Annotated in this window: 23 protein-coding genes; 17 read left to right on the top strand and 6 right to left on the bottom strand. The window is 51.6% G+C overall.

Annotated elements, in window-relative coordinates:
• Positions 1-258: 258 nt before the first annotated feature.
• Together ACSHSR_RS16335 and ACSHSR_RS16330 are read right to left on the bottom strand one after the other, a co-directional pair.
• Complete coding sequence (locus ACSHSR_RS16335; protein WP_109248997.1) at positions 259-1353, bottom strand: ISAs1 family transposase; 1095 nt, start codon at positions 1351-1353, stop codon at positions 259-261.
• Positions 1354-2087: 734 nt separating this feature from the next.
• Positions 2088-3110, bottom strand: coding sequence for an IS110 family RNA-guided transposase (locus ACSHSR_RS16330; RefSeq protein WP_115389538.1), 1023 nt, complete (start codon positions 3108-3110; stop codon positions 2088-2090).
• A 176-nt stretch (positions 3111-3286) separates the two neighbouring features.
• On the opposite strand from ACSHSR_RS16330, the gene ACSHSR_RS16325 reads away from it, so the two are divergent.
• The 3 genes from ACSHSR_RS16325 to ACSHSR_RS16315 all read left to right on the top strand — a co-directional run bounded on the left by ACSHSR_RS16325 (position 3287) and on the right by ACSHSR_RS16315 (position 5982).
• The gene (locus tag ACSHSR_RS16325; protein ID WP_208170875.1) at positions 3287-4318 is read left to right on the top strand and encodes an IS630-like element ISSen5 family transposase; all 1032 of its coding nucleotides are present in this window, start codon (positions 3287-3289) and stop codon (positions 4316-4318) included.
• A 95-nt stretch (positions 4319-4413) separates the two neighbouring features.
• Positions 4414-5436 carry an IS110 family RNA-guided transposase gene (locus tag ACSHSR_RS16320; protein WP_115389538.1) on the top strand — a complete coding sequence of 341 codons (1023 nt, stop codon included), beginning with the start codon at positions 4414-4416 and terminating at the stop codon, positions 5434-5436.
• Positions 5437-5556: 120 nt separating this feature from the next.
• Positions 5557-5982 carry a hypothetical protein gene (locus ACSHSR_RS16315; protein WP_479630942.1) on the top strand — a complete coding sequence of 142 codons (426 nt, stop codon included), beginning with the start codon at positions 5557-5559 and terminating at the stop codon, positions 5980-5982.
• Positions 5983-6591: 609 nt separating this feature from the next.
• Here the strand turns inward: ACSHSR_RS16315 and ACSHSR_RS16310 are convergent.
• Genes ACSHSR_RS16310 through ACSHSR_RS16300 form a run of 3 tightly spaced genes read right to left on the bottom strand, consistent with a single transcriptional unit; the run spans position 6592 to position 8982 of the window.
• The gene (locus ACSHSR_RS16310; RefSeq protein WP_208169964.1) at positions 6592-7941 is read right to left on the bottom strand and encodes an ATP-binding protein; all 1350 of its coding nucleotides are present in this window, start codon (positions 7939-7941) and stop codon (positions 6592-6594) included.
• A complete protein-coding gene (locus ACSHSR_RS16305) occupies positions 7941-8630 on the bottom strand; it encodes a response regulator transcription factor (RefSeq protein ID WP_107005929.1) in 690 nt (229 codons plus the stop codon). Before ACSHSR_RS16305 ends, ACSHSR_RS16310 begins: the two co-directional genes overlap by 1 nt.
• A 13-nt stretch (positions 8631-8643) precedes the next feature.
• Positions 8644-8982, bottom strand: coding sequence for a PepSY domain-containing protein (locus tag ACSHSR_RS16300; RefSeq protein WP_233962558.1), 339 nt, complete (start codon positions 8980-8982; stop codon positions 8644-8646).
• A 250-nt stretch (positions 8983-9232) separates the two neighbouring features.
• Here ACSHSR_RS16300 and ACSHSR_RS16295 point away from each other — a divergent pair, with 250 nt between their 5' ends.
• Positions 9233-10075, top strand: coding sequence for a choice-of-anchor H family protein (locus tag ACSHSR_RS16295; RefSeq protein ID WP_345867903.1), 843 nt, complete (start codon positions 9233-9235; stop codon positions 10073-10075).
• Positions 10076-10181: 106 nt separating this feature from the next.
• On the opposite strand, the gene ACSHSR_RS16290 is transcribed toward ACSHSR_RS16295, so the two are convergent.
• A complete protein-coding gene (locus tag ACSHSR_RS16290; protein ID WP_345867904.1) occupies positions 10182-11312 on the bottom strand; it encodes a methyltransferase in 1131 nt (376 codons plus the stop codon).
• Between the two features lie 177 nt (positions 11313-11489).
• Between ACSHSR_RS16290 and ACSHSR_RS16285 the strand changes: the two genes are divergently transcribed.
• The 13 genes from ACSHSR_RS16285 (at position 11490) to ACSHSR_RS16225 (ending at position 23973) form a co-directional block, all read left to right on the top strand.
• Positions 11490-12137, top strand: a complete 648-nt coding sequence (locus tag ACSHSR_RS16285; protein WP_391575200.1) for an alpha-ketoglutarate-dependent dioxygenase AlkB family protein — start codon at positions 11490-11492, stop codon at positions 12135-12137.
• A 75-nt stretch (positions 12138-12212) separates the two neighbouring features.
• Positions 12213-12512, top strand: coding sequence for a BolA family protein (locus ACSHSR_RS16280; protein WP_062793928.1), 300 nt, complete (start codon positions 12213-12215; stop codon positions 12510-12512).
• 124 nt (positions 12513-12636) lie between these two features.
• The gene (luxS, locus tag ACSHSR_RS16275) at positions 12637-13146 is read left to right on the top strand and encodes an S-ribosylhomocysteine lyase (RefSeq protein ID WP_025011876.1); all 510 of its coding nucleotides are present in this window, start codon (positions 12637-12639) and stop codon (positions 13144-13146) included.
• A gap of 133 nt (positions 13147-13279) precedes the next feature.
• Positions 13280-15325, top strand: a complete 2046-nt coding sequence (locus ACSHSR_RS16270) for a TonB-dependent receptor domain-containing protein (protein WP_479630941.1) — start codon at positions 13280-13282, stop codon at positions 15323-15325.
• A 371-nt stretch (positions 15326-15696) separates the two neighbouring features.
• Entirely contained in the window at positions 15697-17028 is a 1332-nt protein-coding gene (locus tag ACSHSR_RS16265) for a Na(+)-translocating NADH-quinone reductase subunit A (protein WP_208161302.1), read from the top strand.
• Entirely contained in the window at positions 17025-18224 is a 1200-nt protein-coding gene (locus tag ACSHSR_RS16260) for an NADH:ubiquinone reductase (Na(+)-transporting) subunit B (RefSeq protein ID WP_028779747.1), read from the top strand. The genes ACSHSR_RS16265 and ACSHSR_RS16260 overlap by 4 nt, the downstream gene beginning before the upstream one ends.
• The gene (locus ACSHSR_RS16255; RefSeq protein WP_025011873.1) at positions 18217-19005 is read left to right on the top strand and encodes a Na(+)-translocating NADH-quinone reductase subunit C; all 789 of its coding nucleotides are present in this window, start codon (positions 18217-18219) and stop codon (positions 19003-19005) included. Before ACSHSR_RS16260 ends, ACSHSR_RS16255 begins: the two co-directional genes overlap by 8 nt.
• Entirely contained in the window at positions 19005-19637 is a 633-nt protein-coding gene (locus tag ACSHSR_RS16250) for an NADH:ubiquinone reductase (Na(+)-transporting) subunit D (RefSeq protein WP_025011872.1), read from the top strand. The genes ACSHSR_RS16255 and ACSHSR_RS16250 overlap by 1 nt, the downstream gene beginning before the upstream one ends.
• Before the next feature lie 5 nt (positions 19638-19642).
• Positions 19643-20251, top strand: a complete 609-nt coding sequence (gene nqrE, locus ACSHSR_RS16245) for an NADH:ubiquinone reductase (Na(+)-transporting) subunit E (protein ID WP_025011871.1) — start codon at positions 19643-19645, stop codon at positions 20249-20251.
• 45 nt (positions 20252-20296) lie between these two features.
• Positions 20297-21553 (top strand): NADH:ubiquinone reductase (Na(+)-transporting) subunit F, encoded by a 1257-nt coding sequence (gene nqrF / locus ACSHSR_RS16240; protein ID WP_025011870.1) that lies wholly within the window; start codon positions 20297-20299, stop codon positions 21551-21553.
• A 62-nt stretch (positions 21554-21615) separates the two neighbouring features.
• Positions 21616-22647: an FAD:protein FMN transferase gene (locus ACSHSR_RS16235; protein WP_146509476.1), complete on the top strand. Its 1032-nt coding sequence runs from the start codon at positions 21616-21618 to the stop codon at positions 22645-22647.
• A 16-nt stretch (positions 22648-22663) separates the two neighbouring features.
• Positions 22664-22888, top strand: coding sequence for a (Na+)-NQR maturation NqrM (nqrM, locus tag ACSHSR_RS16230; RefSeq protein ID WP_025011868.1), 225 nt, complete (start codon positions 22664-22666; stop codon positions 22886-22888).
• Between the two features lie 104 nt (positions 22889-22992).
• Positions 22993-23973: a GGDEF domain-containing protein gene (locus tag ACSHSR_RS16225; protein ID WP_028779749.1), complete on the top strand. Its 981-nt coding sequence runs from the start codon at positions 22993-22995 to the stop codon at positions 23971-23973.
• Positions 23974-24058: the final 85 nt, after the last annotated feature.

The raw sequence follows: 24058 nt of genomic DNA, 5'->3' as shown, positions 1-24058 counted from the left end.
TAATGGGTGTCTTGATTTTTGTAGACAGAAAGAAGATTAGGTTATTGTTTTATAATGGGTGGCTTGATTTTTGGTGGCTTGATTTTTTTAGCCTTACAAGGAGGTTTCGTGATTTTAAGAAAAATACTATTTTCATATGTACTTACACTGATAAGCTTCGTTCATGCAGATGAAATACCTATCCCTGAGTTTTCGGGAGAGACAATTAAATTTGATAATCCCTTTGGTGGCAGGGCGGGATTCCACTTTGTTTATATCTTAACCAAATAACAACTCTGAGCGAAATGTAGGACTCCAACCAGCACGGCGGCGCTTACCTGCCAGACTGTCTTTTTTGCCTTGGTGCTGCCTTATCGCACTCAGAGCCGCTCGGTTAAATAGGGCGAGATGCTTTGCGCCATCAGGATCCGTTACCTTCAGCGCATCTTCGCGGAAGACCACATCCAGCACCCAATGGAGCTGATTTTCTACCCCCCAATGCTCTCGAATAGTCCTCGCGGCCTCTTCGGCATTGAGCGGTAAGGAACTGACATACCAGCGTGAAGAACATGATGTTATTCCATCGACTGTCCGTTCACTGGCAACTTCGATAAATGAGGTGATGTGCGGCCACTTTTTCTTAAGTTCCGCTGATAATTCTGCTTCTATCTGCATGACTGTTCGGCGCTCCCTGCGGCCATGACCCATGTTGAACTGCTCAAATATAGCCAGTTCTGGCTGCTCATACGCTTTACTGAAGCTGGTTTTGACTGCTTCAAATAATCCCGGCTGGTTCGACTTGAGCTGAATAATGAAATCACCGTTCCCCTGTTTAATTTTGTTCATGGTAGACACCTGACAATGCAGTGCATCCAGCGTCAGAACGGCATTATCCAGTGCCATAGCATCAATCATGTTGCGGGCGACTTCAGCTTCTTTCCCTTTAGAATGTGAACTGTCTTGGTAAAGTGTAATGCCGTTGCCGACATCAAATGCGCTGACAACATGGAGTGCATTCTTAGCATCCTCACTCCACGCCCCGCGCAGGGTTTTTCCATCCAGCGCGATAACGGTTTTCCCTTCCGTTTGCCGTTGCTCATTGATCCAGCCAAATATGGCTTGAAGGAGCAGTTCGCTGTCCAATGCTTTGATTATATTACTGATACAATGCCTTTTAGGGATGCCATTTTCGAATTTTCGGTACAGACGGAGCCAATCTAGCTGTTCTTCTCCGAATTCCTGAATAGACTTCCACCCAGTCGCACCGCTGAGGATAGCACTGAGTGTCAGGAACACCACATCCACTAAATTATGCTTTAGATTGATGTCCTTACGGGGATCGGTAATCTGTTCTAGTTGTTTCAAAAGGGTCATGGTCATCTGTGGATTAAGGGCAAGGCAGATCAGATCATGACCAACCGTAAAAGTTCAATTTAAAGTGGGATCCCGCCCTGCTTTGGTGGTGAGTTTATCCTTGGTGAAAGAACACCTGGAAAATTAAAGTTTTGGTTCAGAACTGTAGGGGGTAATTACCATCAGTGCCACATGACTGGAGTTGCGAAGTCCAGGGATAATGAAACTTATAAATATGGTCAATTTGAACAAAACACGCATTGCTCTTTATCTATAATTGTTCTTGGCAATTCTGTGGTTCTTATTGACGAATCTCATCAATGCAAAAAAATTAGCTGTGGACAGAGGGCAGGCATAAACGGTGCCGTATTTCATCGTGCCAAGTAAGGCTAACAAGGGTAGGCAACATCGGCCACAAAAAGCGTGGCCTGGACTCGCTACACTGCGTTTCGCTCGCCATTGCTACCGGCGTTATTTTTCAAGGAAGATATTATGAGAGTTTGGCATGTCGCTTTTTTAAGCCTCCTGTCACTAAATAGCTTATATGGACACCTCTCCGATGCAAGCACCGGCAGGTCTCTTTCTGACAAAGTAGCCACACACATATATCCGGCTTCGTGAGCCCTGATGAACATCCGTACTCTCTGTCCTCATTAGTGCCATGGCTTTTAGCAGCCCAGCTATTTGTCAGGTTCACAGAGAGTCGGTTCTACCTGTCAGCACATCAACTCTTTGGACTTATTAAAATCAGTTAGTTACTTAACGATATACTCTGTTTTTTGGTTTATTAGCGCCCACGCTATTCGGGCATTTTTGTTAGCCAGCGCCACTACAGCTTTGTTTACGCCACTTCGGGCAATAATACCTTTCAGCCACCGCTGGAGACCTCCACATCGTTCTTCCGGAAGGTTGATGACCCGGTAAACCACTGAGCGGGCGCCATGAATAAGCAGTCCTCGCAGATAACCATCTCCGCGTTTTGTTATCCCGAGTAGTCTGACTTTACCACCACTGCTGTGCTCCTTCGGAACCAGCCCCAGATAGCTGGCAAAATGCCGGCCATTCTGAAAATCAGCGCTGTCGCCTAGAGCTACCGTCAAGGCTGAAGCCCCTAATGGCCCGATACCAGGTATGCTTTTCAGTCTGAGGGTATCCTCATTTTGCTGGCTGATAAGCGCAAGGCGCAGATCCAGAGTTTTAATCCGCTGCTGATTGTCCTGAAGTTCCTGCAACATCTCATGGAACAGCTCCCGGCTGAGCGTGGTGAGCTCATTTTCTGCATCCTCCAGGTGCTCAGGCAGGTGGGCCATAATTTTATGAGCCCCTTCCGGTATGGCGATACCGTATTCCAGGCCTAGCCCCCGTATCTGGTTAATCAGCGCGGTTTTGTTTTTCATCAGCCGCTGGCGAACCCGGTGCAGACACTGAATATCCTGCTGTTCAATAGACTTCTCCGGCACATAGCGCATACCCGGGCGACTGTCAGCTTCGACAATTGCAGCTGCATCATTTTTGTCATTTTTACTGCCCATTCTGAAGGGGGCAACATACTGTGGACTGATTTGTTTAACTTCATGTCCGTATTGTCTGAACTGGCGTGACCAGTAATTTGCACTACCGCACGCTTCCATCACAATACGGGACGGAGGCTGCTGAACAATAAACGCCGTCAATTTTTCACGGGTGATCATTTTATTCGCTTTCTTCTCACCCTGCGCAGATACAATATTCACCTGAAAAACTCGCTTTGCCAGATCAATTCCGATAATTTGTTCCATGGGACACCTCTTCATATTGCTGTTGGTTTGCACTTACAGCATGGCTCACTGAAGTCTTTGTGGGGAGGTGTCCATTTCATTAGTTCCAAATAGTAGATCACAGGAAGGGAACTCAGTCCTGTTTGAGCGATCAGATCTATCGCCAAACAAACCCACCACTCGCCCAAGGACTGAGAATGGCTATCTTAGCACCACTATGCCGCGCTGAGCGCAAGCGCATGCAAAAATTGATTCAAAAAACCAACGATAAGCACTTTGCCAGGCGTCTTATTGCGATGTTGATGTTGCATCAAGGGCTGCCGGTTACCCAAGTTCAGCACATCACCGGCGCAGCCCGCTCCAGCATAGGCCGATGGTTGGGCTGGTACACCCAATGTGGCATCGATGGACTGAAATCAGAGAAGCCGGGGCGGCCAACCGTCTTACCTATTAACCCGATATTGCTCTGCCTGTCACTGCTTATCCAGCTTTGTCCGGAAGACTTTGGTTACCAGCGTAGCCGCTGGAGCAGTGAGCTGCTTGCCAAGGTGATTAATGCACAGCTTAAGCTATGCGTCGCTGCATCAACCATTCGCCGCCTGTTACCTGAAGCAGGCATAGTCTGGCGCCGCTCAGCCCCGACGTTGCGCATTAAAGACCCATACAAAGCGGAGAAAATGGCCGCTATAAATCAGGCTCTTGAACAGTGCAGTGCTGAGCACCCGGTATTCTATGAAGATGAAGTAGATATCGACCTCAACCCCAAAATCGGGGCGGACTGGATGCCAAAAGGGCAGCAAAAACGTGTTGTCACCCCGGGTAACAACCGCAAGCACTACTTGGCAGGAGCGCTACATACCAAGACAGGAAAAGTGCTTTATGTGAGCAGCGCCAGCAAGGCATCGGAGCTGTTTATTGCGGTGCTGGAAAAGCTCAAACGACATTACCGCAAAGCCAAAACTATCACGCTAATTCTGGATAATTACATCATTCACAAGAGCCGTAAAACACTGGCTTGGCTCAAGAGTAACCCCAAGTTCAGGTTGTTGTTTCAACCGGTATACTCACCTTGGGTCAACAAGATAGAGCGCTTATGGTTGGCACTACATGAAACGGTAACCCGTAATCACAGTTGCCGAAACATGCGGGAACTTCTTGGCAAGGTATGGCATTTTATGGAAACCGTTTCGCCTTTTCCCGGCAACGGACATGGCATCGCGAAAATGTAGCAGTATTCGGATCTAATGAAATGGACACCTCCCCACAAAGACTTCAGTGAGCCATGCTGTAAGTGCAAACCAACAGCAATATGAAGAGGTGTCCCATGGAACAAATTATCGGAATTGATCTGGCAAAGCGAGTTTTTCAGGTGAATATTGTATCTGCGCAGGGTGAGAAGAAAGCGAATAAAATGATCACCCGTGAAAAATTGACGGCGTTTATTGTTCAGCAGCCTCCGTCCCGTATTGTGATGGAAGCGTGCGGTAGTGCAAATTACTGGTCACGCCAGTTCAGACAATACGGACATGAAGTTAAACAAATCAGTCCACAGTATGTTGCCCCCTTCAGAATGGGCAGTAAAAATGACAAAAATGATGCAGCTGCAATTGTCGAAGCTGACAGTCGCCCGGGTATGCGCTATGTGCCGGAGAAGTCTATTGAACAGCAGGATATTCAGTGTCTGCACCGGGTTCGCCAGCGGCTGATGAAAAACAAAACCGCGCTGATTAACCAGATACGGGGGCTAGGCCTGGAATACGGTATCGCCATACCGGAAGGGGCTCATAAAATTATGGCCCACCTGCCTGAGCACCTGGAGGATGCAGAAAATGAGCTCACCACGCTCAGCCGGGAGCTGTTCCATGAGATGTTGCAGGAACTTCAGGACAATCAGCAGCGGATTAAAACTCTGGATCTGCGCCTTGCGCTTATCAGCCAGCAAAATGAGGATACCCTCAGACTGAAAAGCATACCTGGTATCGGGCCATTAGGGGCTTCAGCCTTGACGGTAGCTCTAGGCGACAGCGCTGATTTTCAGAATGGCCGGCATTTTGCCAGCTATCTGGGGCTGGTTCCGAAGGAGCACAGCAGTGGTGGTAAAGTCAGACTACTCGGGATAACAAAACGCGGAGATGGTTATCTGCGAGGACTGCTTATTCATGGCGCCCGCTCAGTGGTTTACCGGGTCATCAACCTTCCGGAAGAACGATGTGGAGGTCTCCAGCGGTGGCTGAAAGGTATTATTGCCCGAAGTGGCGTAAACAAAGCTGTAGTGGCGCTGGCTAACAAAAATGCCCGAATAGCGTGGGCGCTAATAAACCAAAAAACAGAGTATATCGTTAAGTAACTAACTGATTTTAATAAGTCCAAAGAGTTGATGTGCTGACAGGTAGAACCGACTCTCTGTGAACCTGACAAATAGCTGGGCTGCTAAAAGCCATGGCACTAATGAGGACAGAGAGTACGGATGTTCATCAGGGCTCACGAAGCCGGATATATGTGTGTGGCTACTTTGTCAGAAAGAGACCTGCCGGTGCTTGCATCGGAGAGGTGTCCATATAGCTATTTAGGTTGCTCTTCGACCAATAAAACTACGTATCAACCTGTTTGTTTTCAATCCGTAGAACAAGCCATAAACATGGGGGAATCCCTGATATCTGCGGGATATTTTGAAAAAGTAAGTTACTGGGTTAACGGAGACCCCAGCATACCTGTTCGTGGGTTGGGTTTGGAATGGGATGGATTCGAACATTCAAAGTATTGTCCCAGCGGAGGATATCCTGTCCTCATCTCTTACCTGGATAAGGATGAACTTGGGAGTTCTGAAATAGTGATTAAATGGGCTCAAATAGTTTTTAAAAATATGCTTAAGGAACGAGGCATTGAAACATAACAAGCGACTGTGGTATTCCGTCAATAAGTATTTCGCTAATTGTGATAGCTTTCGTCTCATTTGGGTTCGATTTTTCATCATGGTATTGAGCATAACCAACAACTTTCGCATATAGGCTATCAACGCTACTTAGGGCAGCGGTTATTTCCCGAGGAGGGATTGGTACAATTCTGCAAGAATAGTGTTGCTTGAAGTTGCTTATATTCCCGCAGACATACACCTATTTTCAAGGCGCAGGCGGAACTGTGACCTTCCGAGCCAGGGATGGCGAGGCAGAGCTTACAGGGACGTACTCGCAGCGTGTCACAGGATCGCCTGTGCGAAAAGCGCACCGCAGGTGATTGGCCGCTGCTTAACCACGTTATCTGCGCCAACGGCTGTCGGCGACACCGAGGGGGGGATTAGTGCAATACTGTTAGTCCTGAGTAGCTTGAAATATCTGAAGTGTTCGCAGACATGCACCTCATTTCTAGGCACAGGCGGAACTGTGACTGTCGAAAACAGGGCCGAATTTTGTTCCAGACAAATTAGGCATTTCCTACGTCCTTGTAGGTCAGACGTTTTCGTCGAGCGCCCAAGGATGGGGAATGAATGTACCATTCCCCAATCTCAACTTCTGGGTAAAAACAGAGTGAAACGGGCGCCGCCCAGGGGAGATTGATCTATTTGCCACTGGCCTTGGTAGCTCTGCAGCAGATCTTTGACTATCGCCAGTCCTATACCATGACCTTGTTGGTAGTTATCGGCTCTGACACCTCGCTCGAACAGCTGGGTTTTCTGCTGCTCTGTAATGCCCGGGCCATCGTCTTCGATGCAGATGTTCAGACCTTTTTCGCTTACCCAGGTTTTGAGTACGACCTGGCTGTTTGCCGCCTTGCAGGCGTTATCCAATAGATTGCCGAGGAGTTCGGCCAGGTCGGCTTCATCGCCGTAAAACAGGGCATTTGTTGCCAGGTCAGCCTCAAACTCCAGTACCTTGTCCGCATAAATCTTGCCAAGGGTTCGCAGCAGTTTGTCGGCCACGATTTTGCTGTTCACCCCTTGGTGCCAAGCGCCGCTGCCGGCACTTTGGGCTCGCTTCAACTGGTGCCCTATGCTGGCGTTAATTTGGCTGATGGGCTCTTGGGCATCGCTCGGCAAAGACTTGAGGCTTTGCAGTACCGCCAGCGGCGTTTTCAGGCTATGGGCCAGATCCGACAGGGCGTTGCGATAACGTTGGCGTTGGCGCTGCTCGTTGCTTATCAGGGCATTGAGCTGGGTCGCGACCTGTTGCAGCTCCTTGGGATAGTCGCTGCCGAGATGTTGTCGTTTGCCTTGCTCAACCGCTTCGAGCTCGGCGCGAAAGCGCGCCAGTGGTTTGAGTGTCCACCAGAGCCAGCCACCTTGTACCAGTAACAGGAACAGCATCAATAGACCCAGGTATTGCCAGAGCTGGCGGCTGAAGGCGCCCTGGGTTTGCTCAAAGCCGGTCTGATCTTTGATGATGTGTACGGTAAAGGGAATATCCCGGCCATTATTCGAGGCCGAGGCAAAGCTGGCGCTGAAGCTGTAACTGAAGTGAGGCTTGCCCAGGAGAAGCATTTCGCCAAAGCGGCCTTCTCCGAGTGGTGGGCTTGGAAGCTTGCCCGGAGGCGGCATACCGATAAAGGAAGGCGAATGCCATACCAGTTTGCCTTGGCTGCTGACCAGGGCGTAGAGCCCGGATTGATCTATGTTGAACTGTTTGTCCTGTAATTGATCCGGCAGAACCAGTTCGCCCTGTTCCACTTCTGCCAATGCCAATACTCCATAAAGGGCGGCGCTGAGTTCATCTTTTACCGCGTGGGTCAATTGGGCACGAAAGGCATCGCTCAGGGTCACGCCGATAAGCGGCAAGAGTACCAGATTCAACAGCAGGGCGCTGATCACCAGCCGGCCCTTGAGTGAACCGGGCAAAAGCCTGGCAGGCAAGGGCTTCATCAGGGGTTTTCTCTGACAGGAAGCGCGTTGAGGCGATAACCCTGACCACGCAGGGTTTCAATAAGCCCAAGCGTGCCCTCGGGATCCAGCTTCTTGCGCAAACGGCGAATAAATACCTCAATCACATTGGAGTCCAGATCAAAGTCCTGATCATAGATGTGCTCGATAAGCAGACTCTTGGAAGTGACTTCTCCCTGATGCAGCATCAGATACTCGAGCAATTTGTATTCGGAGGCGCTGAGGCTGACGTTGTGTTTGCCGAGTCGCACTTCACCGCTGCTGGTATTCAGGGTGACAGGGCCACTTTGCAGCAAGGGGCTGGCCTTACCGGCGCTGCGGCGGATTAAAGCCTTGATCCTGGCGGTGAGTTCCATGGGGTGAAAGGGTTTGGTGAGGTAGTCATCACCGCCGGCATCCAAGCCTTCCACCTTGTCTTGCCAACCATCTCTGGCGGTGAGGATCAGCACAGGGTAATCCAGTCCCTTGGCACGCATCTGTTCAATCAGTGCTATGCCGCTGAGTTTGGGCAGACCGATATCGATAATGGCGGCATCATAGGGATATTCCGCCGCCAGAAACAGGCCTTCTTCGCCGTCTGACGCCGTATCCAGATTGAAACCTGCCTCTTGCAGATGCTGTTTTAAGTTAGCCTGTAAGGCGGCATCATCTTCTACCAATAACAGTCGCATAAGCTATTTCCTGTCAGTTTGCCTGCAGGCGGCCGCTGCGGGCATCTACAGAGACATAGACAATTCGGCCGCTGTCCTGCAGCAGTTTGACTCGATACCCCGGGTTGCCGTTGACCTTAACAGACTGCACCCTGAGTACCTTACCGCCATAAGCCTGCTTCACCAGTCTGGCGGCTTCATCGCCGCTGCGAACTTTCAGCTTGGCCTCCTGGGCCTGAGTCGTTCGTTCCGGCTTGGCAAAGGGGCCAGCATGCAGGGGCTGAGCGAAAGCCAGCGACAGCAATAGCATGCTTGCCGCGATAATTCCGCTTGAGTGATAAGCTTGATGCTTGATTTTACTGCCCCTTTTCATGGTTTTGCCCTTTTGGAAACGCTTGGCCCAGTGTAAAAGATCCCCACGGTGGATGAAATAGCCAGCCGGGTCTTCACTCTTTATCTGTCCTTCCCCCCCGATTTTCGCTCAGGCCCGGTCAGTTGTACTCCTTCCAAGATGAACATCGGCTGACAGAAACCGTTCATCTCATGTTCACCCAGGCTGACTTTTAATAATGCTAAGTCAAATAACCCGGATAAGCGCGAGAAGCGCCCTGTGGAGAAGTACTATGAAATTATTATCTTACACTGTATTTAGCCTGTCGCTGTTTTTGGCCCTGTTTTGGGGTGCGCCTGTAGCCTATGCCAAGGAGCCTGTCGGTGGACAAGTCTCCATCGGCCAAAAAGCGCAGCAACCAAGCGATGAACAGGATAGCTCAGGCGCCGAGCTAAGGGCGGCACAACACAGGCAGTTGCTCAAGCAACTGCAGCAGGAGTGGCAATCTGCCGAAGCTCAGGTTTCCGGTGAGCGCATGACCCGCGAGCAGATAATTGCCAAGAAACAGAAACTGCCCGAGAGCCAAGCCGCGCCGCAGCGGATGGTCTCCATGGCGGCCCACAGCTATTACCATGAGTTCAGCTTTTATGAGGCGGCCAGCTACCTTTATGACGATTATGACTCTGATGGCTTTTATCGCAGCTTTGCGGTGCGCTTTGATGCCGATGTTTACGGCAATGATCCGGCCGAGTCTGTGCCCGTTTATGCCGAGCTTTATCTAAGCCGCAACGGCGGTGACTGGGAGCATTACTACAGTACTGAGGTGTTCTACATTCAGGGAGACAGTACCCAGGATGACTTTGAAGTGCTCACCACGTTAGAGAGCGGCTATCCCAGCGATCACTATGATGTGCTGATCGATCTCTATGAACCCGGCTACAGTGACATAGTGGCGAGCATAAGTTCTTATGAAAGCAATAGCCTATATGCCTTGCCGCTGGAGAGTCGCGAATGGGACAGAGATGATGGCGCGACCGTGATAGTCGATGCCGGTGGCAGCCTGTCAGTGGTGGCGCTCGTGAGTCTGGTACTGCTTGGCGGCTTGCGTTACAGACGCGGCCAAGTTGCCGCCTGAAATTACAAAATTTAACTACACAGGCCGGGGTCTCTCCCGGCCTGTTTCTTTCCGGGTTCCCAATGGGGGCCGGAATGGGCCAACAAGGTTTACTCTTGTTGGCCTTTTATTTGGAGGCTTGCAGGATCACAAACTTACCATTGGAGGCTATGGTCTTGCAGTTGCCGAACAGGCGCTTGAGCTTGATGTGGTAGCCCAGGTGGCGGTTGCCGACCACATGCAGGATGCCGCCGTTCACCAGACGCCGTCTGGCATCGAGGAACATCTGCCAGGCAATATGATCTGTGATGGCCTCTCCCTGATGAAACGGCGGGTTACAGAGCACCAGATCCGGTGCGACGCCGGCGCTCAAATGACTCAGACAGTCGTCCCAATAGAAGTGGCCGCGTTCGGCTTCAAAGCCATTGCCCTGCCAGTTGAGCCTGGCACTTTCCACGGCCATCTCTGAGTCATCGATAAAGTGAATGCTCGCCTCGGGATAACGCTTAGCCGCCGCCAGCCCCAAAACGCCATTGCCGCAGCCCAGGTCCACCACAGAGCTAAACTCACCTTCGAGGAGGTTGGCCAACATCAAACGGGCGCCGATATCCAGTTTGCCGGCGGCAAATACATTGCTGAGATTACAGATATTGAGGCCGAATTCGCCAAGGGGCCACTCGCTGGGGGCAGGCAATTCGCGTGCCTGGCCATCGGCGAAGGCGGTTATCACCCGGGTCTTTTTCCATGCCAGACTGGCGCTGGCCTGGCCCAGATGTTTGCCAATCAGGGCCAACAAGGCTTGATTGATCGATTTGGCCTTGGCGCCAATCAATACCCGGGTACCGGCGGGAAGCATATTGGTCAGCATGGTCAGCTGCCAGGCAAAAAAGTTGAGGTTCTTGGGTAGCTTCAGCAATATGGTATCGGGTACACAAGCTGGCATTTCCCGACTGTTTAGCCAGTGAATGTCGGCAGTGCTGAGATGGTTTTTCTCAAGATTTTGTCGAGCACCAAGGTGGGAGGTGCGGGCATCCGAGCTCCAGTGAACCTTTGCATCGGGGTAACCTTGGCGAATGGCGCACAGCAGGGCTCCAAAGCTGTCGTTGATAATAAGCACAGATTGAGGCGCCTCTTCCTCGGCGAGCTGTTTGAGCAGGTGTTCATCGGCGGCATCCCAGGCCTGGAGGTTGGATTCCTGCTCTTCGGGATAGCGGTGCAGAGTGAGCTGAATATCAGCGGCTGAGAACTGGCTGGTCATATACTTGGGCTTAAAGGACGAATTTGCGCGGATTATCGCAAATACTGGCGCTCAAGGCGATATTTGCGAAAATCTGCCTTGGTCATTATGTAATAGAGAAGGCTTAAGCCGGGCAATAAGCCACAGAGAAACAATGCCATGAGTTCAAAGGTGAGTTCAAATATGAGTTCAAAAGAGATACAGCAGTCGCTGTTTGCGCTTGAGCCTGGGCCATCTGCTGAGTCGACTACAGGCGTGCAGCGGTTTGAGCAGCCGCCTATGTTGCTGGTGCGCGGTTATCTCAATCCAGCCCAGCAGGATGCCATTTGGCGCGAGGCGGAGCATTATCCCCTGACTCGCCCAGAGCTTGAGATATTCGGTAAGCGTCACGCCATTCCCCGTACTCAGGTGTGGTTTGGCGATCCCGGCTGTGATTATCGCTACTCAGGGTTATTGGTCCGGGCGCTTCCCTGGCCCAAATATCTGTTACGGCTAAGGCAAAAGCTGGATCGGGACTGGCAGCTTGGCAGCAACGGCGTGCTGGTAAACCGTTATGCCGATGGCCGCGACGCCATGGGTTGGCACAGCGACGATGAACCTGAGCTGGCAGAGGGGGCTGATATCGCTTCAATCAGTCTGGGCGCCGGGCGCGATTTTGATTTGAGACACAAGCAAAGCGGCGAGAAGCTGCGGCTCAGGCTTAACTCGGGCGATCTCTTGTTGATGCGCTGGCCGATGCAGCAGGAGTGGCAACATGCTTTGCCAAGAAGGCTGAAACTCACAGAGCCCAGGCTCAATCTCACCTATCGGCGGCTCAAACCGGGTTTTCATCCTCCTGGTGGTTGAAAATTGTCGGATTGATCTTTGTTCGCCGACGCAGTAACCTGCCGCCAATCCCAACAGCTTATATCAGGTTTTACCATGTCCGTTGCCCAGACCATAGAGCAGAAGTTGCGCCTTGCCCTGACGCCGAGTCATATAGAAGTCATCAACGAGAGCCACAATCACCATGTGCCGCCTAATTCAGAGACGCACTTCAAGGTGATCATTGTCAGTGAAGCCTTTAATGGCAAGCGTCTGCTGGCTCGCCATAGAGAAGTGAACCAGGCATTGGCGGAAGAACTGGCCAATGGCGTGCATGCTCTGTCCATGCATACTTATACTCAGGCCGAATGGGATGCTCAAAGCGCCGTGCCTGAGTCGCCCAAGTGCCGTGGTTAAAAGTCTTGGCTTGATAAACCGCCTCCAGGGGCTGCATTTGTGTTTTGGCGCTGTAATAATAGCGCTTTGAGACACGAAACCATTTAACAGTGCAAGCCAGCTTGCCATCCAAGGGAGAATACCCATGCCATTGTTAGACAGCTTTACCGTGGACCATACCAAGATGGAGGCACCGGCAGTGCGGGTGGCCAAGACCATGAGCACACCAAAGGGCGATACCATTACGGTATTTGACCTGCGTTTTTGCGCGCCCAACAAGGATATTCTCAGCGAGCGTGGCATTCATACACTGGAACACCTGTTTGCCGGCTTTATGCGCGATCACCTCAATGGTGACGGAGTGGAGATCATAGATATTTCGCCCATGGGGTGCCGCACCGGCTTTTATATGAGCCTTATCGGGACACCGGCAGAAGGCCGGGTTGCCGATGCCTGGTTGGCAGCCATGGAAGATGTGCTCAAGGTACAGGATCAAAAGGCTATTCCTGAGCTGAACGAATACCAGTGCGGTACCTATCAGATGCATTCTCTGGAGCAGGCGCAGGATATTGCCCGCAATATTATTGCCGCCGGTGTCAGCGTTAATCGCAACGACGATCTCAAGTTGAGTGAGGAACTGCTGAAGCAGCTCTAATCCCACCCGGCTTACCTCGCTCAATCAAGCGGCTTGATATTTACTCAAGTCGCTTTTTTTTTTGTCCGCAAATCAGTTAGTTTACAAAAATATAACATCAAATATGCGGTAACTGCTGATAGGGGATTGGGATATGAGTCAGAGGCGTGGCTTGCTTAAGGTGAGTGCAGTGGCCGGTTTGGTGAGCTGGAGTTTGGCCGGGCCGTGGGCGCATGCTTCTGAGCCTTTGGCTGCTGACCATCCGGTTTTTGAGCCCGCAGCAATCAATGCCATGTACTATGACTCGGCCGAGCGGCAATTGACCGCCGGTGGCGAGCTTATCCCAACCTTGCCTGGCAGTTTCAGTATCCGCGGCGCCGGTGGCAGCGGCCATTCCGGAATGGCGATTATCGAAGACAGGGTCAATCTGGCGCCGGCACCTTATTCTGCACCTTATCTGTGGCAACTGCCGGATCCCGATACCCTGGTTGCCAGCTCGGCCAATGCCGCCGGTAGCTTGCTCTATGGCGGTAGCGGCAGTTTTGGTGTTTTGGAAACGCAAAGCCTGGGGTTGCACGAATCTCCGGGCAAGAGTGTGCGGCTTCAGGGCAATGAGGATAAAGGTTGGGGCGCCGAGGGCCGCGGTTTGATTGATGCCGATGACTATAAGGTATTGCTGCAGGCGAGCCACAGGCGCCAGCAACCCTGGCAGGAGCCGAGAAGCGCCGAGCAGGGGCAAGACGACAGCCAGACCAAGGTCCTTTTCAAGATAGCGGCCAACAGCTTGCCGGGTGCTCGCAGTCGGCAACATACTGAATTCAAGTATCAGTATTCACAGCAGCGGCAGTTTTTGCCGGGAATGGGGCTGACGGCTGCCGATTGGCAACTGAACCCTGAGTTGGTATATGGCGCTGCCACACAGGATAGACTCAAGAGCCGCAGTCACAGATATCAGCTGTCACACCGCGTTGAGCCTACCGCCGGCTCCCGGGTGTTTACCGAGCTTTACTACCATAGCCATCACAGCTCGCAGTTGCAGATGAGTTTTGCCAATGGCGCCTTTATTCAAGGTGACGTGCTTGAGCAACTGGCGGCCTTGGATGCCGCTGCTATCGGCGCGGTTTCATTGGTCGACTTTCGCCGTGATGATGACTTCGAGGCTATGGGGATCCAGACTCAGGCCATTACTCAATATGGTCGCCACAAGGTGAGTTACAGTGCCCGCTGGCACAGAGACAAGGCTGAGCTGGCACCCGGCCTGGGGAGTTGGTTATGGCAGGATGGACGACTGAGTGATACTGCGCAGAGTCTGAGTGTCAGGATTGATGACAAGGCCAGTGTCTGGAGCTCGGCGGTGACGGCTGAGCTCAACTGGTCGGCCGTGGCTCTGGAGCTCGGCGTCGGCTATGAAGATGTCAGCTTGGAGCGCAGTAGCGAAACAGTGACGCTTTCAGCCGCGGACTTCTCCGAAAGTGAATGGTTACCCACGGCCAAGCTCAGTTGGCGCGGGGAGGCTCTGAGCCTGTTCATCAGTGCCGGCAGGGCCTGGGCGGCGGCGAGCCCCGGCAACCAGGGGCAACGCTCCCAACAAGCCTGGCAATATGAACTCGGTGGCCGCTTTGAGTCAGGTAACTTCAAAAGTGCACTGAGCCTGTACCAGCGAGACTTCGACAATCTGCATTTTGATTGCACGGCAAATAGCTTCTGCGACCCAGCGCTGCGCCTCAATCAATACAATCTTGGGGAAATGGATGTCAAAGGCGCCGAACTGGCGCTCGACTACAGCCTGGACTCAGGCACTGTCAATTGGCCCATGGGGCTCAAGTACCATTACACCCAAGCCAAGGCGCAGCACTCGGGTTGTCTTATGCTGAGCGGACCTTGCCTGATGGCCGATAAGCAGTTGCCCTGGTTGCCAGAACATGCCTTGAGTCTTCATGTTGGGTTGGAGTGGGACGGCTTTAAGGCCAGGGCTCTGGGCATATATCGTTCAGAAGTGGCAAGCCTTACCCCTCAGGTGACGGCAAAGGACAGCATGCAACTGGATCTGCTGCTGAGTTATGACTTCAACTCAAAACATCAGCTCTATTTTCGCGCCGAGGATCTGCTCGATGATGCGGGCCCGTTACGCGAAGATGACACCGGCTTGTTGGCAAGTGTTGGCAGACGTTTACAGCTGGGCTACCGGATGAAATTTTGAAGCAGAGCCTCCCCGGTAAGGCCGGGGAGGTGAAATAAGTATTTTCGACTATTTGGTTGATTAATTCTTTAAAAATGAAAAGTATAACTTTATGAGTCAGGACAAAATCCTGCCTTTCGCCCGCTTGCCGCTATCTCCGCTTGTTCAACTCCGCTCGATTCTCTCTTGGTCGCTTTGAAAGCAGGTTAAAACACTACAATTTTCGTGGCGATAGCGTTGCAATTGGGGTAAAATGCGCGCGACCAGCGTGATTGCGATCGCATTTCTGTGATAAATCTGCGCTAGCTCAACGCTCGATTTTTTGTGTGAGAGTCGGGGGTTAGCAGGAACGCGGCGCATTGTCTTTCCTTCAAAACGTAGTGCATGTGGATATGATTACAATTAAGAAAGGATTGGATTTGCCTCTAGCAGGCGGACCAAAGCAAGTTATCCATGATGGCCCAGCCATTAAACACGTAGCTACTTTGGGTGAAGAGTATATTGGCTTACGTCCAACGATGAAGATCAAAGTGGGCGATAAAGTGCAAAAAGGTCAGGTGATTTTTGAAGATAAAAAGAATCCTGGCGTCAAATATACGGCTTTGGCCAGTGGCACAATATTAGAAATCAACCGCGGCGCCAAACGTGTTCTGCAGTCAGTCGTCATAGAGATCGAAGGGGACGAAGCCGTCTCTTTTGCCAAGTATGATGTCCAGGCTCTGGATACTCTGGAACCGCAGCAGGTTCGCGACAATCTGATTGAATCAGGTATGTGGACCGCATTGCGCACCCGTCCTTTCAGTAAGGTGCCGGCAGTGGATGCGACAGCAGCGGCTATCTTCGTGACAGCCATGGACACCCAGCCACTGGCTGGTGACCCTCAAGTTGTTATCGCTGAGCATAAAGACGATTTTGTCAACGGCCTGAAAGTACTGGCCCGACTGACAGACAAAGTCTTCGTCTGTAAAGCACCAGGAGCAGACATTCCAGCGGGTAATGCCCAAGTGGAAGAGTTTGCCGGTCCCCATCCAGCGGGTCTGCCTGGAACTCATATCCACTTCTTGATGCCTGCCTCTGCCCGTCGCAGCGTATGGTACCTGGGTTACCAGGACGTCATCGCGATAGGTCAGCTGTTTACCACAGGTGAACTGAACAACCAGCGCGTTGTGGCCATCACTGGCCCTAAAGCCAAGAACCCTCGCTTGGTACGCACTCTGTTGGGTGCCAGCACTCAGGCCCTGACCCAAGACGAAGCCGATGGCCAAGTTCGGGTTATCTCAGGTTCTGTGCTCAACGGCCGTACTGCAACAGGTCCCCATGCTTATATGGGACGCTACTTCCAGCAGTTGACCCTGATTGAAGAAGGCACAGAGAAAGAGTTCTTCGGTTGGGTAATGCCTGGAGCCGATAAATTCTCCATTACCCGTGCTTTCCTGGGGCACTTGAGTCCTTCCCGTCTGTTCAATATGACCAGCAGTACCGGTGGTTCCGAGCGGGCCATGGTGCCTATCGGCAACTATGAGCGGGTGATGCCTCTGGATATTCTGCCCACTATGTTGCTGCGTGATCTGATTTCCGGTGATACCGATGGTGCTGTTGCATTGGGTGCGCTGGAGCTGGATGAAGAAGACCTGGCACTGTGTACTTTCGTATGTCCCGGTAAGTATGACTATGGTTCATACCTGCGTGACTGCTTGGAGACCGTCGAGAGGGAAGGCTTATGAGCTTGAAAGATTTTCTTGAGCGTATTGAACCGCAATTTGAAAAAGGCGGTAAATACGAGAAGTGGTATGCGCTCTATGAAGCCGCAGCGACCATTTTTTACACCCCGGGTAAAGTGAACAAGGGCAAGACCCATGTGCGCGATAACCTGGATCTGAAACGTATGATGATTACCGTCTGGGCCTGTACTTTCCCCGCCATGTTTGTCGGGATGTACAACGTGGGTCTGCAGGCGCAAATCGCCCTGGCCGCCGGCTTCGGTACTCCCGATGTTTGGCAGGTGGGTCTGTTTGAACTCTTCGGTACTCAGCTGACTGCCGATTCCGGCTGGGCCACCTTGATGTGGTATGGCGCCTGTTTCTTCCTGCCTATATATGCCGTGACCTTTGCGGTCGGTGGTATCTGGGAAGTGCTGTTCGCCTCGGTTCGTGGCCATGAAGTTAACGAAGGCTTTTTCGTGACCTCAGTGCTGTTTGCCCTGACACTGCCTGCGACGATCCCATTGTGGATGGTGGCACTGGGTATCAGCTTCGGTGTGGTTGTCGCCAAGGAGGTGTTCGGTGGTACCGGGCGTAACTTCCTCAACCCCGCACTGGCCGGTCGTGCCTTCCTGTTCTTTGCCTATCCGCTGAACATGTCCGGTGACAACTCCTGGGTGGTTGCCGACGGTTTCTCCGGAGCCACTGCGCTGAGCCAAGCGGCTTCAGGTACTCTGGACTACGCCTTCAACCAGAACTGGTGGGATGCCTTCTTCGGCTTTATTCCTGGTTCTGTCGGTGAAGTTTCCACTCTGGCTATCCTGCTCGGTGGTCTGGTTATCATCTATACCCGTATCGCTTCCTGGCGCATCGTCGGCGGCGTGATGGTTGGTATGATTGCCGTGTCACTGCTGCTGAACCAGGTCGGTTCTGAAACCAACCCCATGTTCGCTATGCCTTGGTACTGGCACCTGGTTCTGGGTGGATTTGCCTTCGGTATGATGTTTATGGCCACTGACCCTGTGTCGGCTTCCTTCACCAACCAGGCCAAATGGGCTTACGGTATCCTGATAGGTGCCATGGCAGTGTTTATCCGTGTCATCAACCCTGCATTCCCAGAGGGCATGATGCTGGCGATTCTGTTTGCCAACCTGTTTGCGCCACTGTTTGACCATTTTGTAGTTCAGGCAAACATCAAGCGGAGGATTGCTCGTGGCTAGTAATAAGGATTCGTTCGGAAGAACGCTATTTGTCGTCGTTGGCCTGTGTCTTATCTGCTCGATTTTCGTATCGACCGCAGCAGTACTGCTCAAGCCAACCCAGCAGGAAAACAAACTGCTGGATAAGCAGAAGTTTATTCTGGAAGCCGCCAACCTGATCGACACCAAATCCGGCAAGGTCAGCAAAGATGTGGTTCTGGAAACTTACAAAAAGTATGTTGAAGCCAAGGTTATCGAGCTGAAAACCGGTGACGAAGTGACCGATATCAACGGCGATACCTATGATCAACAGAAAGCCTCTCGTGATCCAGCCACCTCTGTGGTGCCTGAGCATGACATTGCTTCGGTTAAGCGGATTGCCAAAAATGCTGTGGTTTATCTGGTGCGTGATGATGCAGGTAAAGTGACCAGCGTGATCTTGCCGGTTCATGGCTATGGCCTGTGGTCAACCATGTACGCCTTCCTGGCGCTGGAACCGGACATGAACACCATCCAGAACCTGGTTTATTACAACCAAGGTGAAACCCCTGGACTGGGCGGCGAAGTTGAAAACCCAAGCTGGAAAGCCAAATGGCAGGGCAAGAAGCTGTTTGATGAGCAGGGCAACATAGCTATCACAGTGACTAAAAACCCAGCCGTAGCCGAGACAGATCATGGTGTTGATGCCTTGTCCGGCGCGACCCTGACCAGTAATGGTGTTCAGCACTCGCTGACATTCTGGCTGGGCGATGAAGGTTTTGCTCGCTTTATTGAAAAAGCACGCAATGGAGGATTGAGCTAATGGCCGACAGTAAAGAACTCAAACAGGTTCTCACCGGACCTATAGTCAGCAATAACCCTATTGCGCTGCAGATCCTCGGGGTATGTAGTGCCCTGGCGGTAACCAGTAAGCTGGAAACCGCATTGGTGATGACCATAGCACTGACGGCGGTAACAGCGTTTTCCAACCTGTTTATCTCCATCATACGTAACCATATTCCTGCCAGCGTGCGGATTATTGTGCAGATGACCATTATTGCCTCGCTGGTAATCGTGGTGGATCAGGTGCTGCAGGCATACGCCTACGACATCTCCAAACAGCTGTCGGTATTCGTTGGTTTGATTATTACCAACTGTATCGTGATGGGCCGTGCCGAGGCCTATGCGATGAAGACGCCACCACTGATGAGCTTTATGGATGGTATAGGTAACGGCCTGGGTTATGGTCTGGTGCTGATGAGCGTAGGTTTCGTCCGTGAACTCTTTGGTAACGGTTCGCTGTTTGGTGTTGAGATACTCTCCAAAATCTCAGACGGTGGCTGGTATCAGCCCAACGGCCTGTTACTGCTGCCGCCAAGTGCCTTCTTCCTGATCGGTATTCTGATTTGGATAATCCGCACTTATAAGCCAGAGCAAGTAGAAGCAAAAGGGTAAGCGCGATGGAACATTATATCAGTTTGTTAATTCGCTCTGTTTTCATCGAAAACATGGCACTGGCCTTCTTCCTGGGGATGTGTACCTTCCTGGCCGTTTCCAAGAAAGTGAAGACGGCCATGGGTCTCGGGGTTGCGGTTATCGTGGTACTGACTATTTCAGTACCAGTTAACCAGATGATCTATCAGGGTATCCTGGCTCCTGGTGCATTGGCTTGGGCCGGTGTACCGGATGCCGATCTGAGCTTCCTTAAGTTCATTACCTTTATCGGTGTTATCGCAGCCTTGGTTCAGATCCTGGAAATGGCGCTGGATAAGTACTTCCCGCCACTGTACAACGCCCTGGGGATCTTCCTGCCGCTGATCACAGTAAACTGTGCGATTTTCGGTGCGGTATCCTTCATGGTTGAACGTGACTACAACCTGGGTGAGAGCCTGGTGTTCGGTTTCGGTTCCGGTTTGGGCTGGGCATTAGCTATCGTCCTGTTGGCCGGTATCCGTGAGAAGCTGAAGTATGCTGATGTGCCTAATGGTCTGCGTGGTCTGGGTATTACCTTTATCACTGCGGGTCTGATGGCCTTAGGTTTCATGTCGTTCTCTGGTGTGTCCCTTTAAGGGACACCAAGCGGCTTCCGAAATTGAACCTCTAAGGATAAGTTAATGGATATTCTTGGTATTTTTAAGTCTACTCCACTCGAGGTTTACCTCGGTGTGAGTATGTTTACCGCGATAGTTCTGATCCTGGTATTGGTGATCCTGTTCGCCAAATCCAAGTTGGTCTCCAGCGGTGATATTACTATTGGCATCAACGGTGACCCAGAGAAGGCGATTACCACTGCTGCCGGTGGCAAGTTGCTGGGCGTTTTGGCCAACAACGGTATTTTCGTGTCATCTGCCTGTGGTGGCGGTGGCTCTTGTGGTCAGTGTCGTGTCAACGTTAAGTCCGGTGGCGGCGATATTCTGCCAACCGAACTGGATCATATCAGCAAGGGTGATGCCCGTAAGGGGTGCCGACTGTCTTGTCAGGTTAACGTCAAGTCAGATATGGAAATTGAGCTGGACGAAGAGATCTTCGGCATCAAGAAGTGGGAATGTACTGTTATCTCCAACGATAACAAGGCGACCTTCATTAAAGAGCTCAAGCTGCAGATCCCTGATGGCGAGTCTGTACCTTTCCGTGCCGGTGGTTATATTCAGATTGAAGCCCCTGCTCACCATGTGAAGTACAAAGACTTCGATATTCCAGCAGAGTATCGTGGTGACTGGGAGCACTTTGGCTTCTTCAACCTGGAATCCAAGGTTGATGAAGAAACCATTCGTGCATACTCTATGGCCAACTATCCGGAAGAGTTTGGCATTATCATGCTGAACGTGCGGATTGCCACACCTCCACCACGGAATCTGAGTCTGCCTTGTGGTAAGATGTCGTCTTACATCTGGAGTCTCAAGCCAGGTGATAAAGTCACTATCTCCGGGCCATTCGGTGAGTTCTTTGCCAAAGATACCGATGCTGAAATGGTCTTTATCGGTGGTGGTGCAGGTATGGCGCCTATGCGTTCTCATATCTTTGACCAGCTCAAGCGTCTTAAGTCCAAGCGTAAGATGAGCTTCTGGTACGGTGCCCGTTCCAAGCGCGAAATGTTCTATGTTGAAGATTTCGATGGCCTGGCAGCTGAGAATGATAACTTTGTCTGGCATGTGGCCCTGTCCGATCCTCAGCCTGAGGATAACTGGGATGGCTACACAGGCTTCATTCACAACGTGCTTTATGAGAACTACCTCAAGTCGCACGACGCCCCTGAAGATTGTGAGTTCTACATGTGTGGACCTCCAATGATGAACGCAGCGGTAATTGCTATGCTGAAAGATCTTGGCGTTGAAGATGAAAACATCCTCCTGGATGACTTCGGTGGCTAAGCATTAGTTCATTCCCTGGCACTGCCTTTTGGCAGTGCCAGTTTGTAAGGGAAATTCATAGTATGCAGTTCAAGACCGCTAAGTTTACAACGCTGGCAAATTGGCTGGTCCTTATGGGATTGGCCTTTTTTGTTTCTGGTTGCAGCAGTCAGGATGAAGTGATTGCGCTCTCCGGCAGCACCATGGGCACCACTTATCATATTAAGGTGGTTAACAGCAAAGGTTTGCCGGATGCCCAGTTGTTGCAGGCTGAAATCGATATGGCACTAGAGCAGGTGAACGACCAGATGTCGACCTACAGGCCCGACTCCGAGCTTTCGCGTTTCAATCAGCTCAAGCAAGGCCAGAGCCTGACAGTTTCAGCCGATACCATTACCAATATTCGTGAAGGTATCAGGTTATATCAGCTCACTGACGGCGCGCTCGATATCACCCTGGGGCCCTTGGTCAACCTGTGGGGCTTTGGCCCGGACAAACGGCCTCTGGAAGTGCCTTCTGCCGAGCAGATAGCCGAGGCCAAGACGCGAATGGGGATAGATGCCATTCAGATAGAAGGGGACCTGCTCAGCAAGAGTCAGTCCAGCGTCTATGTGGACTTGTCATCCATAGCCAAAGGATTCGGGGTCGATAAAGTGGCTCGTTTGCTGGATAAGTATCAGCCCAAAGGTTATCTGGTGGAGATTGGCGGTGAGATCAGTGTCAAGGGAAGCAAAGGCGATGGCAAACCCTGGCGGGTGGCGATAGAGCAGCCGGCGGATAATGGCCGGGCGGTGCAACAGGTGATAGAGCCGGGCACCATGGCCATGGCTACCTCGGGCGACTATCGTAACTACTATGAGGAGGACGGACAGCGCTTCACTCATATTATCGACCCTCGCAGTGGCTTTCCGGTAGAGCACAGACTGGCCTCTGTCACTGTTTTGCACCCTGAGTGTATGACGGCCGATGGTTTTGCCACTGCCATGATGGTGATGGGCACAGAAGCCTCGCTGGCCCTGGCCGAAAAGGAAAAGCTGGCCATCATGCTGATTGAAAAACAGGACGAAGGGTTTAAGGTATACTATAGCTCTGCGTTTAAAGCCTTCGTCCACTAGAGTAATTGGAGCCTTTATGAGTACTTTTATTGCGGCCTTTGTGATTCTGCTGGCGTTTTTCCTGCTGATGTCTGTGGGTTATTTAATCAAGCGCAAGGCGGTACAGGGCAGCTGTGGTGGCCTCGGGGTCTTGGGCATAGAAAAGGCCTGCGACTGTGATGAGCCCTGCGATAAACGCAAGGCCCGTGAAGCGGCTGAAGAAGCCCGGCGCGAGCGTTTAACCAAAGATAGAATTATTTGAAAAAGGGCCTCTTCGGAGGCCTTTTTTTCGCCCGCTCCGCCCGTTAATTCCTGCTGTACTACACTCTGTGGCATGGACAAGCGCTCTGTAGAGGAGATATGCCGATGAGCAGAGAGCCGGAAGCTATTCTCGATTCAGTGGTACAGTTGACCGAGCAGCGGCAGTTGGATTCTCTTGCCGAGAGCCTGGTGTCCACAGTATCGCAAATGCTCAACATAGATGAGGTGTGTATCCTGGATGTGGATAAGCTCACCAAGCGTAAAGGGGGCCTGGATGGCCAGCGCAATGTTAACGGCGCCACCTTGGCTGTATCGGTCAAACTCTGTATCGAACAGCAAAGGGAGATCTGTTTCTCCAACGGTCTGCACCAGGAGTTGGCCGTTCCCATCATCATCAACGATAAACTCACCAAGGTGCTCTTGGTCAGCGCGCCTTTATTGACTGAGCAAGATATGGTTTTGCTCAGAGGTTTTGCCAAAGTCTATGAGAACTATTTCCACATAGTGGTGGAGAGTGAAACCGACAGTCTTACCAATCTATTGAACCGCAAAGCCTTTTTGCCACAGTTATACAGTTCGGTGGAAATTGCCTGTGAACTCAAGCAGGAACAGGCGAGTATGGACGCCGAAGAGGAGCTCAAGCTGTGGATTTGCATCTTCGATATAGACTACTTCAAGAAAATCAACGATACCTTCGGCCACCTCTATGGCGATGAAGTCCTGTTGCAGGTTTCGGCGCTGATGAAGCAGGTGTTTAACCCTCAGGATCTCATGTTCCGTTTTGGCGGTGATGAGTTTGTTATCCTGCCGGCGCCGCGTACCCGCAGTGCCTTGCTTAAGTTGTGTCAGGAGTTTACCCACAGGTTGGCCAAATTGCAGCAGGAGCGGTTGGGCGGGATCCGCATCTCTATGGGCATTGTGGGGATAGATCCCCGGGTTGAGCCCGGAACCTTGCTCAATCAGGCCGACAACGCACTGTATTTTGTCAAAGGCAATGGTCGCAACCAAGTGGCGTTTTATGGGCAACTGTTGGAAGAAGGCAAGCTTCAGGGGCCACAGATAGAAGATGATATCGAGCTTTTTTAATCACTTGTGCTTAAAAGCAGCTTGCTAACCTTAGTTAAAATGATAATGGTTATCTTTTGTAAGCTTGTGAAATTAAAGGTTAATT

It is taken from the genome of Shewanella sp. VK101 (genome assembly GCF_056497865.1).
This window is presented reverse-complemented; position numbering and strand designations above follow the sequence as displayed.

Bases quoted from the DNA above. Each gene is read 5' to 3' on its own strand.
- ACSHSR_RS16335 (WP_109248997.1), bottom strand. From the start codon at position 1,353: ATGACCCTTTTGAAACAACTAGAACAGATTACCGATCCCCGTAAGGAC.
- ACSHSR_RS16330 (WP_115389538.1), bottom strand. From the start codon at position 3,110: ATGGAACAAATTATCGGAATTGATCTGGCAAAGCGAGTTTTTCAGGTG.
- ACSHSR_RS16325 (WP_208170875.1), top strand. From the start codon at position 3,287: ATGGCTATCTTAGCACCACTATGCCGCGCTGAGCGCAAGCGCATGCAA.
- ACSHSR_RS16320 (WP_115389538.1), top strand. From the start codon at position 4,414: ATGGAACAAATTATCGGAATTGATCTGGCAAAGCGAGTTTTTCAGGTG.
- ACSHSR_RS16315 (WP_479630942.1), top strand. From the start codon at position 5,557: ATGTTCATCAGGGCTCACGAAGCCGGATATATGTGTGTGGCTACTTTG.
- ACSHSR_RS16310 (WP_208169964.1), bottom strand. From the start codon at position 7,941: ATGAAGCCCTTGCCTGCCAGGCTTTTGCCCGGTTCACTCAAGGGCCGG.
- ACSHSR_RS16305 (WP_107005929.1), bottom strand. From the start codon at position 8,630: ATGCGACTGTTATTGGTAGAAGATGATGCCGCCTTACAGGCTAACTTA.
- ACSHSR_RS16300 (WP_233962558.1), bottom strand. From the start codon at position 8,982: ATGAAAAGGGGCAGTAAAATCAAGCATCAAGCTTATCACTCAAGCGGA.
- ACSHSR_RS16295 (WP_345867903.1), top strand. From the start codon at position 9,233: ATGAAATTATTATCTTACACTGTATTTAGCCTGTCGCTGTTTTTGGCC.
- ACSHSR_RS16290 (WP_345867904.1), bottom strand. From the start codon at position 11,312: ATGACCAGCCAGTTCTCAGCCGCTGATATTCAGCTCACTCTGCACCGC.
- ACSHSR_RS16280 (WP_062793928.1), top strand. From the start codon at position 12,213: ATGTCCGTTGCCCAGACCATAGAGCAGAAGTTGCGCCTTGCCCTGACG.
- luxS (WP_025011876.1), top strand. From the start codon at position 12,637: ATGCCATTGTTAGACAGCTTTACCGTGGACCATACCAAGATGGAGGCA.
- ACSHSR_RS16270 (WP_479630941.1), top strand. From the start codon at position 13,280: ATGAGTCAGAGGCGTGGCTTGCTTAAGGTGAGTGCAGTGGCCGGTTTG.
- ACSHSR_RS16265 (WP_208161302.1), top strand. From the start codon at position 15,697: ATGATTACAATTAAGAAAGGATTGGATTTGCCTCTAGCAGGCGGACCA.
- ACSHSR_RS16260 (WP_028779747.1), top strand. From the start codon at position 17,025: ATGAGCTTGAAAGATTTTCTTGAGCGTATTGAACCGCAATTTGAAAAA.
- ACSHSR_RS16250 (WP_025011872.1), top strand. From the start codon at position 19,005: ATGGCCGACAGTAAAGAACTCAAACAGGTTCTCACCGGACCTATAGTC.
- nqrE (WP_025011871.1), top strand. From the start codon at position 19,643: ATGGAACATTATATCAGTTTGTTAATTCGCTCTGTTTTCATCGAAAAC.
- nqrF (WP_025011870.1), top strand. From the start codon at position 20,297: ATGGATATTCTTGGTATTTTTAAGTCTACTCCACTCGAGGTTTACCTC.
- ACSHSR_RS16235 (WP_146509476.1), top strand. From the start codon at position 21,616: ATGCAGTTCAAGACCGCTAAGTTTACAACGCTGGCAAATTGGCTGGTC.
- nqrM (WP_025011868.1), top strand. From the start codon at position 22,664: ATGAGTACTTTTATTGCGGCCTTTGTGATTCTGCTGGCGTTTTTCCTG.
- ACSHSR_RS16225 (WP_028779749.1), top strand. From the start codon at position 22,993: ATGAGCAGAGAGCCGGAAGCTATTCTCGATTCAGTGGTACAGTTGACC.